Annotated in this window: 15 protein-coding genes; 10 read left to right on the forward strand and 5 right to left on the reverse strand. The window is 47.1% G+C overall.

Annotation, left to right across the window (positions count from 1 at the left end; genetic code table 11):
- Nucleotides 1–513 precede the first annotated feature (513 nt).
- The gene (locus Q0X25_RS03860; RefSeq protein ID WP_298579143.1) at nucleotides 514–873 is read right to left on the reverse strand and encodes a helix-turn-helix domain-containing protein; all 360 of its coding nucleotides are present in this window, start codon (nucleotides 871–873) and stop codon (nucleotides 514–516) included.
- 412 nt (nucleotides 874–1285) lie between these two features.
- Nucleotides 1286–3133 (reverse strand): tRNA uridine(34) 5-carboxymethylaminomethyl modification radical SAM/GNAT enzyme Elp3, encoded by a 1848-nt coding sequence (locus Q0X25_RS03865; protein ID WP_298579144.1) that lies wholly within the window; start codon nucleotides 3131–3133, stop codon nucleotides 1286–1288.
- 222 nt (nucleotides 3134–3355) lie between these two features.
- Between Q0X25_RS03865 and Q0X25_RS03870 the strand changes: the two genes are divergently transcribed.
- From Q0X25_RS03870 to Q0X25_RS03885, 4 genes are all read left to right on the forward strand, one after another.
- Nucleotides 3356–5185, forward strand: a complete 1830-nt coding sequence (locus Q0X25_RS03870; RefSeq protein ID WP_298579146.1) for an ATP-binding cassette domain-containing protein — start codon at nucleotides 3356–3358, stop codon at nucleotides 5183–5185.
- A gap of 55 nt (nucleotides 5186–5240) precedes the next feature.
- The gene (locus Q0X25_RS03875; protein ID WP_298579148.1) at nucleotides 5241–5585 is read left to right on the forward strand and encodes a hypothetical protein; all 345 of its coding nucleotides are present in this window, start codon (nucleotides 5241–5243) and stop codon (nucleotides 5583–5585) included.
- Nucleotides 5586–5832: 247 nt separating this feature from the next.
- On the forward strand, nucleotides 5833–6663 hold the full coding sequence (locus tag Q0X25_RS03880; RefSeq protein ID WP_298579150.1) for a class I SAM-dependent methyltransferase: 831 nt from the start codon (nucleotides 5833–5835) through the stop codon (nucleotides 6661–6663).
- A 118-nt stretch (nucleotides 6664–6781) separates the two neighbouring features.
- Nucleotides 6782–7828 (forward strand): zinc ribbon domain-containing protein, encoded by a 1047-nt coding sequence (locus Q0X25_RS03885; RefSeq protein ID WP_298579152.1) that lies wholly within the window; start codon nucleotides 6782–6784, stop codon nucleotides 7826–7828.
- Between the two features lie 87 nt (nucleotides 7829–7915).
- Here the strand turns inward: Q0X25_RS03885 and Q0X25_RS03890 are convergent, their stop codons facing one another.
- A complete protein-coding gene (locus Q0X25_RS03890; RefSeq protein WP_298579154.1) occupies nucleotides 7916–8617 on the reverse strand; it encodes an N-acetylmuramoyl-L-alanine amidase in 702 nt (233 codons plus the stop codon).
- A 239-nt stretch (nucleotides 8618–8856) separates the two neighbouring features.
- Between Q0X25_RS03890 and Q0X25_RS03895 the strand changes: the two genes are divergently transcribed.
- Nucleotides 8857–10047 (forward strand): DUF389 domain-containing protein, encoded by a 1191-nt coding sequence (locus Q0X25_RS03895; protein WP_298579156.1) that lies wholly within the window; start codon nucleotides 8857–8859, stop codon nucleotides 10045–10047.
- Nucleotides 10048–10373: 326 nt separating this feature from the next.
- Here Q0X25_RS03895 and Q0X25_RS03900 read toward each other — a convergent pair whose 3' ends face one another.
- Complete coding sequence (locus Q0X25_RS03900) at nucleotides 10374–11591, reverse strand: hypothetical protein (protein ID WP_298579158.1); 1218 nt, start codon at nucleotides 11589–11591, stop codon at nucleotides 10374–10376.
- 461 nt (nucleotides 11592–12052) lie between these two features.
- Nucleotides 12053–13015: a spermidine synthase gene (locus Q0X25_RS03905; protein WP_298579159.1), complete on the reverse strand. Its 963-nt coding sequence runs from the start codon at nucleotides 13013–13015 to the stop codon at nucleotides 12053–12055.
- Between the two features lie 104 nt (nucleotides 13016–13119).
- Here Q0X25_RS03905 and tatA point away from each other — a divergent pair, with 104 nt between their 5' ends.
- The 5 genes from tatA to Q0X25_RS03930 all read left to right on the forward strand — a co-directional run.
- Nucleotides 13120–13320, forward strand: a complete 201-nt coding sequence (tatA, locus tag Q0X25_RS03910; RefSeq protein ID WP_298579160.1) for a twin-arginine translocase TatA/TatE family subunit — start codon at nucleotides 13120–13122, stop codon at nucleotides 13318–13320.
- A gap of 141 nt (nucleotides 13321–13461) precedes the next feature.
- Nucleotides 13462–13935: a transcription elongation factor GreA gene (gene greA / locus Q0X25_RS03915; protein WP_298579161.1), complete on the forward strand. Its 474-nt coding sequence runs from the start codon at nucleotides 13462–13464 to the stop codon at nucleotides 13933–13935.
- A gap of 144 nt (nucleotides 13936–14079) precedes the next feature.
- Entirely contained in the window at nucleotides 14080–15591 is a 1512-nt protein-coding gene (gene lysS, locus Q0X25_RS03920; protein WP_298579162.1) for a lysine--tRNA ligase, read from the forward strand.
- Between the two features lie 126 nt (nucleotides 15592–15717).
- Nucleotides 15718–16311, forward strand: coding sequence for an HD domain-containing protein (locus Q0X25_RS03925; RefSeq protein WP_298579163.1), 594 nt, complete (start codon nucleotides 15718–15720; stop codon nucleotides 16309–16311).
- A 230-nt stretch (nucleotides 16312–16541) separates the two neighbouring features.
- The coding region (locus Q0X25_RS03930) for a Clp protease N-terminal domain-containing protein (protein ID WP_298579164.1) at nucleotides 16542–17404 on the forward strand (863 nt) is incomplete at its 3' end.

Genomic DNA, 17404 nt, shown 5'->3' on the forward strand with positions numbered 1-17404 from the left:
TTTTGATATCTAGACTATGCTGCTGTCAAAGTGCGCAAGAAATTGTACGTTACCTTCGTGACTAGTGCGGTATTGCATGACACCATAAGAAAAAGTTAAACATTCATCAACAGACAGTAATTTTGCCTCTTATTAACCTTTTTCTAGGGGAGGTGATGGGCGATGGTTTTTTCTGGGAAGCAAATAAGAACAAATCTGTATCTAGCTTTATTTTGTAGGTATGCCGAATTCTACAATGCAATAAAAATAGTAAAACAGGGTAGCAAGGCTGCAAAAAACAGCGCACTAAGACAGTTCCCATGCAACAAGCAGTAGTATGAGGCACCTAGCCTTACGTTTGTGACAATTATCAGTGCAGACAAATTATTTCCAGATGTCCCGTGATGCATCTTTTTGCACAAGGAGCCTCATAAATCACACATCATTGCAAGGGTAGGATTCCGCACAATTTCTTGTCATGCTTCCGCTCCACATACGTTTACTCTTAAACCATCGGCGTATCTAATCTGAGATCTACATCTCAAGTTCGGATTCGTCTCCGGCTATATCTTCGCCTGGAGAATACTTTGAACCCCATTCAAAAATAGAATCAAGAACTGGCTCCAATTCAAGACCGCTTTCGGTAAGTGAGTAGAGCGTTCGGACAATAGATCCATCATCATAAGACTGCCTGGCTACTACATCTTTTGCTTCGAGCTTGCGGAGGATGGTAGAGAGAACCTTTTTGCTGAGTCCGGGGTGATGTCGCAGAATTTCTCCAAAATGCTTGGGACCTGAAAAGAGGTAGATTATTATAGACAGCTGCCATCGATGAGCAAAAAAAGTTGTGCAGGTATAGTACATATTATCAAGGTCATTTTCACCGAACCGCAACGCACTCCTCCATTCAGTTTTCGAAGTAGTTATTTATTAACCTATTCTACCCTAAGTATTTTTCCTTTTTAGGGGTGCTCTCTTGGCTTGCGCTTGGCAGCGGTAGCATTGTTCACAATTTGTCTTTGATAGAATGGGACAATCTCAGAGAAAGCAAAACGGCATTACTGTTCAACTACCTTGTTGTCAATGCAATTTATGAGCATGATACGGCAAACTTGCTGTGTATCGCCTTCTCTTCGATGTGCCCTACGTGGTACCTACGCTAGATTATTATGCACCTCTACCCTATTGCTTAGGTATGTCTGGGGGGGAGGATAATGCGGAAGTATTTAAGAAGCTTTACAATCACAGCGCGATAGCAATGACTGAGTTTTCGTTTGGGATGTAGTACCTAGACACACACGGAGCGTTATAGTTTCCGGCGCTGATAGAGTCCTGCATCCTCAAAACCGAGACGTCGGTAGTAGGCGCGGGTGCCCACTGAGCTAATGACGTTGATACTGCTGTAGCCTGCGCTGTGGGCAATGTCGCACGCGCGTTCAACCAGCTGACGGCCCAAGCCTTTGTGTTGAGTAGCAACATCCGCTTGACCAAGGCGTACTGCTTGACCATAGACGTGTACCTCACGAATCATTGCTTGTCCTGGTGCGACAGGTAGCTCATCTGCTCTGACATCGGCATTCCCATCACAAAGGAGTTTCCACTTAGGAAGAGACAGACGGCAAAAACCTGCAATTCGGCCCTCGGGGGTAACCCACTGCAAAAAGTGTTCGTTCGTAGCGACGGTTTCATAGGTAAAATCATCCAGCACGAGTTCAGTAAAGTTAATCTTGTCTAGGGAGATTTCTCTAAAACGAATTTCTTGCACGAGACCCGCCCTGCCTGCATTTCGGATCTCGTTTTCCACCATCTGACGCAGGTTGGTATGCTTGTTTCCCACAAGAATGTCATCGGCACTAATGTCACGAATCATACGAGAAATGCGAATATAGGGCGGTGTTGCAAGGACATCACTCACGAGCACATCAACAAGCTCTTCTCGACTATATGGACCCCATGAGCCATCCCTGAAATGTTCTACCAGCTGTGTTCCTTCTACCAGCGCACAGGGGTAAAGCTTTATTTCGTCAGGCAAAAAATTGGAATTATTTACAAAGGTTTGAAAGTCCTGCTTGTCTGATTCGGGCGTGGATCCCAACAAATTCACCATCAGATGCGCATGAATTTTGAAACCACAAAGCCGAATAAGGTTAAAGGCCCGGTAAATCTGTCCCAAGCTGGTGTAACGCTGATTGGCGTCCAGTATGGCTTGTCGGGTGCTCTGTATGCCCATCTGAATCTTCGTGCAGCCCATCTGACGAAAAAGTGTGAGATTTTGTGGGGTAATGGTATCGGGGCGTGTTTCGATAACAAGTCCTACCACCCGATGCTGTGCATGTTCATTGCGTAGTTGCTCATCAAAAAGCTCATTCATCTGTGCACTCATATACTTTGAAGCACTTTGATGAGCCTCGCTTTTTTGATATAAATCATGGAACGCGTCATTGAAGCTTTTCTTGCCTTGATTAACTAATACTTGCTGTGTCTCTACAAATTTGCTGAGTTGAGCAGGACTATTCTCAAGACCTAACTTACGGTAGTGGGCATAGCGTTGGCGTAAGGTTTCTTTGGTGATAGGCCAGTCGTTAAGAGCGCGGAATAGCTCGCGAATAAACCAAATTTGATAAGCGCGCGGATAGTCGCTCCAGGTTCCGCCGAGCACAATGAGCTCGATTTTATCGATAGAATGTCCCATTTGCGATAGTGCGCGTAGACGAGCGGCAACCTGCAGATAGGGGTCAAAAAAGTTATGCTCTGCGCGTTGGCAGGCAGGCTCGTTGGTAAGATAACTTTTGGGCATGCGCAGGTCGCAGGGGCAGTATAAGCAATTACTCGAGCAAGTTTGGGGGCGCGTAATAACGGTGATGGTTGCAACACCTGACCCCGTGCGATGAGGCTTCATTTGGATGGTACGAATAAGGCGTTTTTCAAGCATGTTGTCAATATTCCAGCACTTCCAGTGCTCAGGATTCTCTTGCTTTATTTTTTGATAAAAAGGCAAGATGAAGCGCTTCGAAAGATGTTTTTCGTTGTTGCGCACGCCGCGGTTATGTTTACGCCAAAGAGCATCTAACTCAGACCGAGTTAACGCATCATCCATGCGCTCTGCTGGCAGCGCGCGCAGGTGTTCAAGTATGTCCAGCAAGAGTTCTTCCATGTAGCTCTCCCGTACTTCAGTCTGTTTAGGATGCAATTATAAGCAAGGCAAGATAAACGCAAATTTCGCGCTAGCATGTACCGTACAACTAGTATCTATGAGCATTACCTAAAGTCACATGCCTAGCGAGACAGTAGGAGCGCCTTCCTACCGGGCGTTAGCACTGTCATTTTGACATGCGTAGAAGGTTGGTATATTTTTTTAAAAAAAGAGAGGTTTGCCATGTCGTATTTCAAACTTGTTCTCAAGGTAGCTATACGCGAACCAATTGTGTGGATTGGAACAGCCTTTCTAGCGGGGATTCTCTCTATTTGTTTGATAATTCCATATCCTCTATTTGGCCCAGATTTGCTGCGCCAGACGATGAATATGAATTATAAAGTCCTATCAGAAAGTATGACAAATGGGGCATATGATGGTGCACCAGCTCAAATTGTCGAAGAAGCTGAACTACGACTCCAATATTTACGCACGATGCTCAATGCGAATACAAGTTCAGAGTTTTATACATCTCTTGCACGGCTGTATGCTCTAGACGAAGAAGCCTCTTCGTCGGGGTCGCTTATTGGCTCAACTCAAAATGAAATGTCAGCAGCAAAAAAATATGCTGAAGTGATGAGCGAGGTTGGAGAGCTTCCAGAATACGATTCTTCGATTCAGCTGCCAGCTGTCTTTTTGGCATCTGTCGCGCCAAGCACACTGCCACAATTTGTTCTTCCGATACCTGCTATTGCAATAGTATTTGCTGTCTCAAAAATTACTAGCAAAAAAAAGTTACTTGGCAGCACTGTCATTCCAGCTGGTATATCTGTTCTATCAAAAAGTGCTGTTGGAGTGGTCATCTGTCTCGTGAGCTTTCTTCTTTCCTGCGCTCCGGTGCTTCTTGGTGCAATCTTAAAAAATGGTTTTGGAAGCCACATTTATCCCATGGTATTTCTTAAAGGTGGTTCTATAGTCGAGACTACGGTGGGGCAAGCCGCTCTATGGACGATAATGCTTATCATGTTAACATGGTTGTTTTTATCTGTTTTTGGCATTTGTATCTCAAGTCTTTCAAAAAATACCCTAGCCGGAGTGTTTGGAACTTTCATCCTTGCGCTTATTCCAAGTGCACCATCCTATTATTCAGCAGGTTCACCTATTGGTTTTTTGTTGGAATATATTCCACTTTCATATTTTTGCCCATGGGTTATTGCTGGAAGTTTTGGATCTTTTCCCTATGTGGATATGACGCCAGCGTATTCTTTGAATCCTTTGGCTGGCTGTTTTATTCTTGGTATGTGGACTAGCGGCATCCTTGCTCTAGCTACGTTTTTTGCTTTTGCTCGACAGCGCATATGCGCAGGAAAGAATAGGCCAACTAAAGACTGTGGGATTCTTCTTCATGCAGCGACTGTTGCATATGGGCGCAATATTCTTCTGTTCAATGCGTCACTTCGAGTGAATCGAGGGGAGATAGTCGGTCTTATTGCGCCAAATGGATCGGGCAAGACCACCTTACTCAATTTACTTTCTGGTAGAACGCGACGGATGAGACAAGGAACACTTAGCATCAATGGATTAGCTCCAACGGATGAGGTTGCATACGCATATAGTGTGTACTATGCTCCCAGCGATGCGAGCTTGATGTACCCTTCCATGAGTGTAAAATTCCATATTCAAGCTGTGCAGATACTCCGTGGTCAATCTGCTAGTCTCAGTGCGCTTGCAGAAGAAATCGGTATAGTCAATTTTCTTGATAAACCAGTAAGAGCTTTGTCGCAGGGAATGATGCGTCAACTATCTTTAGCGATGGCCATTGCATCTGGCGCACCATACGTTCTTCTTGATGAACCTATAAATGCCCTTGATCCCAATAAATCAGAGCTTGCAGGAAATTGTATCCAAAGGATGGCAAAAAGAGGCATGGGGATTATAGTCTCGTCGCATCAGCCAGAAGAGATGGATCGTATTTGCACCCAGTTTATTTTTCTAGTAAATAAAACGCTTAGATATATCAAAACGGGTGAGAAGCAAACCTGTCGGGAATTGTTTCATAAGTTCTTTGGTTGAAAGGAGTAGGAAGACACAAGAATTATGGGTGGGCACCAATGAAAGGGAGGAGGAAATGCGGTTTAGCAAGAGTGTAAAGAAAATCTTAGTCGCTGCTTTATTTGCTTTCATCGTATTTCCAATGTTCTATTCGGAGCCTGTTAAGGCGCTTCCAGCAGGTCAGGGGGAAACGTCTAATGAGCTAATGCGTGTCAAAATGTTTCAAGAGGTGGAAAACACTTATAAATCTTTTTCAACTAGTTTGTTTTATCTCTCAAAATATGATGTAACATATAAAAAACTGTATTTTAAAAATAGTTTTTCCCTGCGTGGTGTAACTCCGATTGCTTATTATTCAGGAACTTACAAAGGCTGGAATGGAAAGATAACTGTTTTTAAGTGCGAATATAACGTCTGGTAATTCAAAGAAAGATTGTCTTCCTGCTAAGTTCTGATAGATAGAACGCCGCCCTAGGTCTTAAGTCTAGGGCGGCTTTCTATCATTGATCATCAGTACATAACATCATTTCTGTACGGATCTTTATGAGGAGATAAGAGAAGCATCCGCTACGTAAGTGGCAAGTTGTAGATATAGATAAAAATTATGTCCTGTTGTACCGTACAGTAGATTTGAAAGTTTAGTTTTACTCGGGGCCGGGGATGTGACAGTGAATATCGAAATTGCGCGACGACTGAACCGCTTAAATACAGAGTTTTACCAGGCTCAGGCTGCTTCATTTTCACAAACGCGCCAGGCACCTTGGCAGGGGTGGGAAAGAGTCGTCGAGCTCGCGGGTATATCTTCTTGTGACTTGCGGACGTTGTCTGTGCTGGATGTGGCGTGTGGCAATTTGCGCTTTGGAGATTTTCTTGCGCATACATTAAAGCCCCCCTGTGTGTCTGCAAAAAGTACTGATGTGGCACAAACTCATACCTCCGTTGCATACTATGCGGTAGATAACTGTATATCCCTTGCACGTCGTAGCGCTTTTTTGCTTCCTTGGGACGTTGAATTTACGCACATAGATCTTGTTGAAGAGCTTATAAGCAAGCATACGTCTGGTTTGCTGGATTCAAACTTTCTAGCCGTTGATTTGTCACTTTGTTTTGGGTTTATGCACCACGTGCCCACCCAGGCCGCTCGAATTACCCTGATTCGAGAGCTGCTTGGAGCTACGCGCTCAGGTGGCAGCTGTGCGCTCTCATTTTGGCAATTTATGAATAATCCTAAGCTTGCGAGTCGTGCTCAAGAAACTACTGCCGAGGCGTTGGACAAACTGGGTATGGCGCAGGCTGATTTAGAGCCTAACGATTTTTTGTTGGGATGGCAGGAGCGTTCTGATGTCTGGCGCTATTGTCATCATTTTGATGCGGCAGAAATTGACGCACTTGTGGATGCTTCTTCTGATCTAGCTGAACTACAGGAGTGCTTTTCAGCTGACGGACATACAGGAAACCTCAATAGGTACTTGGTATTTCGAAAGAAGAAACGTTCGTAAGATTCTGACAGGATTCAACGGTGTAATTGCGCTTGCTGCACCGCTCCCCGTCTTGTTTAGGCTATGAGTTTTGCATTGCGATAAGCTGAGATGGACTGGTGGTAGGTGAGGGGGCACGATGTTTTGCACAAACTGTGGCGCTCTGCTTGATAAAGAGGCAAAATTTTGTCCTAGCTGTGGTATGCAGGTGGTTGCTGATTTTGCTGCTCGGGCTGCGGCAAATCCTGCCAAGCCCGCGTCCAGCCCTGATGCATCCAATGACCTTACGCAATCTTTGCCTCACGACGAAAGCAAGCAAATACTTGAGAACAATCACGAAGCTTTTGCTACTCAAGAAGTGGTGGATGTCCAGGATGATTCAGGTCTTTTTGTAGATACTACAAGCTTGGATGAGACCTTTTTGATGGAGGATAATGCGCCGACAGAGTATATACCTGTGGCGGCAAATGCGCCCGTCTCTCCTGTGGTAGTTCGTCAAGCTGCGGCTCCGCGTCGTGACCGCAATACGATTATTGCTGCGGTGGCCATAGCTGTGATTGTACTTGCTACCTGCGCTATGTTGGCGATTATATTTTGGCCCAGCGAAAAGCCCAATGAGGTTGCAGTACAGCCTCCCGTAGAAAAACCTGGTCCTGCCGCGCCAAAGACAGATGCTAAGGGTGCAAAAACTGAGATGCCTGAAATAAAACCTGATACAAGCAAAGACGAGCCTGCGGTGCCCGCTTTGGATTACTACAAGAAACTGAGTGAAATCTATATAAGCATTGGTGGATATGATGATGCAGTAAGGCTATGCTCGAGTGATTTTAACGAAAACTATCTCAAACCTGACATGAACAAGCGCAATGAGCTTGCAAATTCTGCCGCTACCATTGAGGCGGATTTACTCCAGCTGAAAAATGATATAGCGGCATTGGCTGTGCCTCGTGACTCGCCCTATAGCGACGATTTTAAGAATATGACTACGCTTGCGGAGGATTTGTACCAGCGTATTCATGTTATCAATCGTGCGTGGTCAAAGGCGAATTCTTATGGTGTCAATTCCAAAGATCACGACGATGAAATTAAAGAGGTGCTCAAGTCAGTGTATGACTCAAATAACAAAAATAAGTACTTTGAGGAGTTCAATGCGCTGTATCCCAAGGCGCAACCGACAAAAAAGTAACGGAAAAACGTAGGTAAGGATTCGGCATGCGTTTTGCGTAGGTGTGGAGTGAATCCAGAGCGAGCCTAGAATGGATCTAGGGCGAACCTAGCGCGTGCGTCCATCGTGAGTACGAGTTGTCTGGAGATTTTTGAGGTATGTCGCAAACTCGGGTGACGTGTCTGAATTGCCCGAACGCCATGCCTTGTGATCAATAATTTTACTTAGTGTCGTCTGACCTTCTTCAGCAAAATATGCATCGATATAGGCAATGAGCTGGTCAACGGCCGCAAGCTGAGCTTCTGGATATGCTTCGCCGTGAGTGCTGACATGCACCATCTCAATGCCAACTGAATACGAATTCATGCCATAGTCTGAAGCCCAAGAACCAATAGGCTGGGTCCCCGCCTTGTCATCGCGACTTTCGTCTGTGGTGCCAAAATACTCGTTATGCCCTGTGTCTCCAAAACCTGCATGATGCGCAATGCGGTCAAGCGGGACGCACTGGATGATGGAACCGTCTTTGTTGACCACAAAATGTGCTGCAACGAGCCTGCCACTGGCCTCCCAAGAATTTATGACCCCAGCTGCATCAGCGCTAGTTTCAGTGTCGTGCATCACAATATAGAGTTGACTAGAGATGGGTTTTGGACCATGGTCAAACGCGCTACGGAAGTCTTCGCGGATGTTGAGCTTTGCGTAGAGTTCTGTAGCGCTTGGAGTGGTAGGAGAGGGCGCAGTCCGCGTTACGGAGCCCTGTGATTGTGGTGCATTGTTTGTAGTCCCTGATCCATCGCGTGTTTTATGCACAGCACCGCACCCGATGAGAGTGCTGACAATTGAGATACTCAGAAGGCACATAAGGACTGGGCAAAACCAGGAGGTTCTTCTTATAAAGAGCATGGGCATACTTTCAGTTGTGGGCTTATGCTCTGCGATTTTGCTGCGTTGCCAACTCACCAAAGATCTTAGACCTCCTAGACTATGCCTACAATTGAATATGACTGCAGTATGACTGTTCTATTTTAGAAGCAACGAAAGGAGGCGGCGTGGTTGCGACAAATCTCACGCGGCTTCTCCGGGAATTTGTAAATGTGCGCGATGGGCGAGCTAGTTACCAGGTGATTCGTCGCCGCGTGCAGGCTGGAGCGCGAATTGATGGGCCCCATCTATGCTTACTCATCGTGGCGATGCTGATATCGTCGGTGGGTCTTAATATGGATTCAACCGAGGCAGTTGTGGGTGCCATGCTTATCTGTCCTCTGATGGGTTCAGTTATGGGTTTTGCTTATGCGGTGGCGACTGCTGACTCGCGTATGTTGCGTGAGGTATTGGTTGGTTTTGTGGTGCAGGTGATTATTTGCCTCATTACCTCAACTTTGTACTTTGTGCTTTCTCCTATCTCAAATGAGACGTCTGAGCTGCTAACCAATTCTCATCCAAATATCTGGGATGTGTTGATTGCTTTGGCGGGAGGTTTTGCGGGCGGACTTGGCATTTCGCGCAATCAAGAACCGAGTACCTTGCTTTCGGGTGTGGCAGTAGCGACTGCGCTGATGCCACCTTTATGCGCTGCTGGCTATGGCATTGCGATGGCAAAGTTCACGCTATTTGCCGGTGCTTTTTATGAGTTTTTGCTGAATGCATTGTTTATTGCGGTGTCGGCTCAGTTGGTAATGATGTTGTTGAAAGTTCCCCTCAAACGAGATTTAGATGGGGACGGAGTAGTGAGTACTGCAGAGAGCAAAGCAGCAATGCACAGATCTATGGTATTGCGTCGGCGCGTAGCGATTGGTACGGCAGTCTTTCTTATTCCTTGCGTGCTTCTGACGGTGCATGCGGTAAATGAGACGATGGCGCAGAACTCGGGTGAGGCGTTTATTGTGCAAGATAGTTATGAAGTAAAGCAGACCACACAGGAGTTGGAAGCCATTTGTCCAGGTTTTGTGTCATATAGGGTGGGTGCAGTTAATGCCTATGACAGCAAATCAGGCGCACTCTCTCAGCGTTTGGTGGCGACGCTCAAGACAACGGACGAGTTGGATAATTTGAAGAAATCCGAGATAAGAGGCTTGCTGCGGGTGCACATCAAGCAACTTGATGAGCTGCGATTTGAGGTTGAGGCAAAAGACGGAGAGGCTGCAACGGTTAGCGATGAGCCTGCAGAGCCCGATGCCGCAAAACCTCATGATGCAGTCTCAGCTCCCTCAGCAACAGCTGAAAGCTCAACCACAAAATAATTTCCAATCCTTTTTTCACAGAATAGGGGTGAGCGGCCTAGCCGCTCACCCCTATTCGCTCTAAATGACGATATGCGCCATTGTCTAATTTTTAGCAAGTGATGTTTCTGCAGGTAGATTAGCTGAAATACAAGGCAGGTGTTTTCTCGGATTTTGTCGTACCTTAGGCTGTATATAAAGCCGCTGGTAGACGACTGTATCGAGGAGAATCTATATCAAATATTAAATAAAAAAGACTCCTAAATGGCTCACATCGCACGTCAGAGCGAATAGGGGTTTCAGTCAACCTGTGTTCAGCCTATTTGAATCGGAGTTAAAGCTAGGTGCTATCTCCGCCATGCATCTGGTGGGAATATTCGCATGCAATTCCAATTACAGAAATCATCATGAACCAGTTGTTGTTTATTTTGTATCGATAATGATGGCACATGAAAACGTTTTCCAAGGTGATTTGTTATTCGCCGACAAATTGTTTCCCACACATCTTTGTTAGTATATTCATCCCATGTGATGTCAATAACTTCTACGCCTGCATGTTCAAGTGCATGACGCCGACGTCTATCTAAGTCCATCGCTTTTTTGCCTGAGTGTCCGAATACTCCTCCAGGTTCAACGTCTATTCGTTTACCATCGGGGCGAACAAACAAGATATCTGCACGAGCATGACTGCGGCCATTTGCCATTTGTTGTTCTATCTCATTAAAAGATATTTTTTCATTTAATCGTGCCGAGCCTGCGCCTGCACCACCACGACTTCGAATGAGCTGCAACTCAACGCTCACTGCAGTTTCAAAAGGAGATTCACTGCCATCACCACTAGCTTTAAGGGCTTTTTCAACAAGTGTACTTCCAGGCAGCCCTGGATATTTGTTTAGAAGATGTTTGAGATTATCTACTGAGATAAGAGGTGCGCATTCAACATAGCCATCTCCAATCAAACGGCCATTTTGTATTGGCACCTTCCCTTCGGCTGTATAGCGCGAACAGCACAATAGCCCTTGAGGTAACAATACGTAAGATCCAGAAAATTCGGTAATAAGTGCTGCTAATAGATGCACATCCTTGAGATAGCGTGCCATCTGGAAAATCGTAAATTCTGGGGACGCTACGTACAAACCAACTCCAGCTCGCAAAACCGATCCCTTAGGGAGCGCTGTAGAGTGGCGGTGGACGGCTACATTATTGCGCCAATGGCGATGAGCTGATGAATTGCAAAGGAGCTCTATGTTCTTTAGTGGCTGAAAATTATGAGGCAGTAGAGAAGAAGCAGCCAACGCGGCCCAGGGATCTTCATGAGGATGTTCTAATAAAAGATTTTCGACATCTTCCTGGATATAGATAGATCGAGCGGCAAGGTCCGTTGTTGAAATGTGGGACCAAGATTTGTCTAAATGAGGCACCTTGGATAAACAATCCTTTGCCGATTCAAGAGTCTTGTAATTGCACGAAAAAGGCGGAGAAAATATTCCTGCAGCAGCAAGGCGGTGGTACCACAAGGCGCTTGTGTGCGAGAGAACAATATGCGGCTGCTGTGGCGGCTGCAATAGATAACCTCTTTGTGTTCAAACTGAAAGTTTATATGCAGACCATACCCACCCAAGCCAAAAATCAAACCCAACAATTTCACTGAACGGTGCTCATTGTATGCGTAGAGAACAAAAATAGACCCCTATTCGCTCTAAATGACGATATGCGCCATTGCCCAGTTTTTAGCATGTGATGTTTTTGCAGGTAGATTAGCCGAAATACAAAGCAGGTGTTTTCTCGGGTTTTGGCGTGCCTGTACACTTTTATAAAATAGCAGGTATAAGCAGTGTTATAGAAAATGAGACATAAATTTCTAATCTATTTTGTCAATAAATGGCGCATATCGAATGTCAGAGCGAATAGGGATCATTAAAACTCAGGAATGTGGCTTAGTGAGTGAGGCAAAAGAGGACCTAGGTGCTAGGACAGAAGCTGATTGAGATGATAGGGCTGAAACTGTTTGATAGAACAGGCTTACCTAAGACAGGCGATAGCGATGGGAGATGGGCCAAGGGTGGTCGCTGGCGATGAGGCAATTGTCAGCAACAACGTTTGGGTTTTCCTCATCCTCTGGAATCAGCCACACATAGGTGAATTCAGTACAAAAGGTGCGGCACGTATCTTTCAAATGTCTAGAACCCCTGCCTTCAAGTGGTGCAATAACGTTAGCAAGGTAGGTGCCTTGATTCGTCAAATGTTGATGTATCAATCGTGCACCTTCAGCCGTTCCAAGAGGACCGAGCGGATGTTTTCCGCTAAAGGCATCGTTAACGATTAAGTCAAAACCTCGATGACAGTTCCGCAGCCATGCCCAGCCATCATCACAAATGAGTTCGGGGGTGTTATCGGGAAATTCCTCAAGAAGATCATCAAGAAAAAAATGTTTACGTGCAATCTTGGTAATTGCTGGGTCAATTTCTACAACTACCGTATGCAAACAAGGGCAATGTGCGACCAACCATTTGGGAAAAGAATATCCGCCGCCACCAATAACTACAGCAGTTGGTTTGGACTCTGAAGAAGTCTGACGCGAACAATCCAAAGGAGACGCATGATTGAGGCAGGAAGAAGGGCAGTCCTTGGCGTCTAAAGGAGGCTGAGGATCTGTAGTATTTTCCACCTGATTTCTAGATTCAGTGGTGCATGAGTTGCCCGTTAGACCCACAATATCGACAATTTCAGCAAAATACTTGTGATAAATGCAAGCGAGCTCCCAGCGTAGATCGGGATCCACATAGGCTACTGATTGGTATTTTCCCCGCACATTTAGCAGACGTACGGTCGTTCCATCACCATCTTGCGAATCAAATACCAGCGCTGGCCCAAATTTGGTGTGCCACCACAACCACACCCCACGCTTTCTCAGCAACCGTGGCAGACACAGGATGAAGATATCTAGCGCGCTCACAATCACAATCAGTGCCACAAGTAGTGCCGGCATACAAATTCACCCCCAGAGAAATTGTGAGCATATAAAGATATGCGGTATACTACACGCTTGCAAACACATCGCAAACGCGGTGGTCGCACCCACGGAGGTTAAACATGATACTTGGTATGGGCGTTCCCGAGCTACTCCTAATTCTCATCGTCGCATTGGTCATCTTTGGGCCCAAGAACCTTCCGAAGCTTGGTTCTGCACTAGGCAAGACCGTCAAAAATGTCCGCGAGGGTATGGAAGAGGGCGAAAGCTCTGAGGCTGATGCCGAAAAGACGGACGACAAGGATACCAAAGATACCGAGTAAGATATCGGCGGTCAGCCGTCGTGTAGGTGCAACTGCTCGGCTCAGGCTGAGCGGCTGTGTTTTGCTCTGTTGAGCTTGATTCTCGTGGTAATCATAAACTATCAACTAGTACCACCCATTTCGACATATAGAAGGCAGCACATGGCAAAGACTGAGATGACGCTCACCCCCGAGGGCCGCAACAAGCTGGTTGAGGAGCTCGAGTATCGCGAGGGCGACAAGAACACCGAGATTATTGAGGCAATCAAGGATGCTCGCGCACAAGGAGACCTTTCCGAGAACGCTGAGTATGACGCCGCCAAGGAAGAGCAGGCCAAAAACGCCGCTCGTATTAACGAGATCCGTCAGATTCTTTCGACTGCTCGCGTGGTTGAGATAAACGCTAGTGAGTTGTCTGTGTCGCTGGGATGCACAGTCGAATTCGAGGATTCCAAGGGCAAAAAGATTACTTTTACCATCGTTGGCACCACCGAGACCGACTCCCTTGAGAATAAAATTTCCAACGAATCCCCTGTTGGTGCAGCTAGCATGGGTCATCTTGTAGGTGACAAGATTAGCTACGTTACCCCTTCTGGTAAGACACGTGACCTTACCATTACCAAGATTATTCGCTAAAACATCGACGCATCTTCACGCGCCGGCAGCTCATGGATCTGGGCTGGTGGCGCGTTATATACTGCGCTAAGGGTAAAGCCAAGGCCTTTGAACCTGCAACATACCACGCAGGTGGGCCTTTATTTTTACGAGAGGAACGCTCACATGGCCGAGCAGGACGCCACCACCCAACAAGCTGCCCCATCCGTAAACGATGAGAGAGCTCAACGCCGCGCACGACGTCAGGCTCTTCTTGATCAGGGTGTCAATCCCTATCCTATTCAAAGTCATATCACCGCGCATGCTGCTAAGCTTGAAAAGCGTTATGCCGACCTTGAAGACGGCAGCGACACAGATGACGTGGTAACTCTTGGTGGTCGCATTCGAGCAAAGCGTGGACAGGGTAAAGTTTCCTTCATCGTAATCGAAGATTGCACGGGTCAAATGCAGCTATTTTGCCGCATTAATGTGCTAGGCGAGGACAAGTGGGACATCCTTGGTATGCTTGACCTGGGCGATGTCATTGAGGCCACCGGCACCGTTGTACGTACTCGTCGTGGCCAGCTCTCTGTCGCGCCGACCAACATCACGATTCTTTCCAAGGCTTGCCGTCCGCTGCCCGAGAAGTTCCACGGTCTTACCGACAAGGAAGTTCGTTATCGCCAGCGTTACGTAGACCTCATCATGAACCCCGAGGTAAAAGATGTTTTTGTCAAGCGCTCGCGCATCCTGTCTGCCTTCCGCAGTTATATGTTGGAGCAGGACTACCTCGAGGTTGAGACGCCCATCTTGCAGGAGACTCTCGGTGGCGCTAACGCTCGTCCTTTTACTACACATTTCAATGCGCTGGATCAGGAAGTTTACCTGCGTATTGCTACCGAACTCCATCTCAAGCGACTCATTGTAGGTGGTATGGAGCGCGTTTGGGAGATGGGTCGTCAGTTCCGCAATGAAGGCATGGACCTCACCCATAATCCCGAGTTCACCAGCATGGAGGCCTATTGCGCTTACAGCGATCTTGAGGGTATGAAGCGTCTTGCGGAAGGCTTCATTAAGGCGGGTAACGCTGCTGTCAACGAGAGCGAGCAAATTCCCTTTGGTGATTACACCATCGATCTTTCGGGTGAGTGGCGCTCTGCTCCCATGAATGAACTTGTCTCCGAGCGCGTGGGCGAGCAGGTCAGCATTGACACACCCGTTGAACATCTGCGTGAGCTTCTTGAGAAAAACGGTCTTGAATGGGAGCCAAACTGGGGCGCTGGTAAGCTCATCTTTACTCTTTATGATGAGCTCTGCGAAAGTCAGATTGTCAATCCAACCTTTGTCTGTGATTATCCCGTTGAAGTCTCACCGCTGGCAAAGCGCAAGGATGATGAGCCGCGTTTGACCGACCGTTTTGAGCTGGTTATTGCTGGCCACGAGTACGCCAACGCCTTCTCCGAGCTCAATGACCCCGTTGATCAGGAAGGCCGTTTTCAGGCACAGGTGGCTGCAAAGGCCGCAGGCGATGATGAGGCCATGGAGTACGATTATGACTACGTGCGCGCACTCGAGTATGGCATGCCCCCTACAGGTGGTATTGGCATCGGTATTGACCGTACTGTTATGCTTTTGACTAATCAGACTTCAATTCGTGATGTACTTCTCTTCCCACACATGAAGCCTGAGAATCGTTAAATTGCCGCAACAATGCAGTGCGGAAGTCTCATCTGCTCCATACTCTCGTTTATACTTAAGCAAAACTGAGGACCCTGTAGCTACCACAAAACGTGGCTGCAGGGTTTCAAAGCAAAAGGGGGAAGCATGGCAGACAAACTTGAGAGTGGACTGACGTGCGAGCAGGCGTTTGATCTTCTTAAGCAGTACAACGAAGATAAATATCATATTTTGCATGGTCAACAGGTTGAGGCTCTGATGCGTTATTACGCTGAGAAGTACGATCCTGAAAATGTTGATTTTTGGGGTCAGGTGGGCTTGCTCCATGACCTTGATTGGGAAAAGTGGCAAGACGATATGCTCCACACGGTCAAGACGGCCGAGTTGCTTGCCGAAGCAGGTGCCAATCCTGCGCTCGCTCACTCTATCCAGACCCACAACTATGACATCAACCCTGAGCTGCCTGCACCCGAGCTCAAGATGGAGCGTGTGCTCTATGCAGTTGACGAGCTTAGTGGCCTGATTAATGCGTGTATTCGCATGCGCCCCTCGGGCTCTGTGACTGATTTTGAAGTTAAGAGCCTTAAGAAGAAATTCAAGAACAAAAAATTTGCTGCTGGTTGTGATCGCGATGTTATAGCACACGGTGCCGAACTTAATGGTATGACGCTCGATGAGCTGTTTGCCAGCATTATTGCAGCTGAGCAGGAGCTTGTAGAAACGTGTGAGGCTTTTAATTAAGTAGCCAGAATGCACGTGTACAGTCGCACGTATGTGCTGCGCTGCTTTCCTACGAAGTGAAATTAAAGACGGACGTCAGGGATGACGCCCGTCTTTTTGGTACAAAGTGCACAACAGTGTTTACTTAGCTGCTTATGTGGGTAAACGTGAACAGACTACCAGTAAGAAGCTGACGCTACCATCACGGCAGCATTGTGCTGCATATGGTGGCGCAGAAGGGCAGTGTGAGCATGTTCGAAAAATTTACCGATCGAGCTCGGAAAGTGATGAGCCTCGCCCAAGACGAAGCTCAGCGTCTGGGCAAAATGTATGTTGGCACAGAGCATTTGCTGCTTGCGCTGATTAAAGAGGGTGAAGGCATTGCTGCCAAGGCCCTTGCATCACTCGATGTGACCTATGAGGAAACTTTGGCAACTATTCGCCAGATTTCTAGCGAGGATTTGCAGCCAGGTTCTGGTGGGCATATTCCTTTTACCCCGCGCGCCAAGCGCGTGTTAGAAAATGCCTATCGTGAAACCATGGCACATGGACAAACGTATATTGCAACCGAACATCTCTTGCTGGGTATCGTGAGCGAGGGTGATGGTATTGCGATGACCGCTTTGGGTCGTATGGGCGTTTCGGCTGATGCGGTACGCAATGCGGTGGCAGAACTAGTCAATAAAGACAAGCCTCGCGAGTCGCATCATCAGTCTGCTCCTGTGAGTTTTGGACAAATGTTTGCAGGTCAGCGCCCTGATGAGGACGATGACGATTCGCTGCTGGAACGTTTTGGTCGCAACCTTACCAAGCTCGCCGCTGAAGGCAAGCTTGATCCCGTGATTGGTCGCGATCGCGAGACCGAGCGTGTGATGCAGGTACTAGCTCGCCGTCAAAAGAACAATCCGCTTATTTTGGGTGACCCCGGTGTTGGCAAGACTGCTGTTGTTGAAGGTCTTGCTCAGTTAGTTGCTGCAGGCAATGTGCCTGATATTTTGCGTGGCAAGCAAATCTGGACACTTGATATGGCAGCTATGGTTGCAGGCTCAAAGTACCGCGGCGAGTTTGAAGATCGCCTAAAGAAGGTTATTGCTGAGGTGGAGTCTGCCGACGA

This window comes from uncultured Olegusella sp. (assembly GCF_947253395.1).
Lineage (GTDB): Bacteria > Actinomycetota > Coriobacteriia > Coriobacteriales > Atopobiaceae > Olegusella.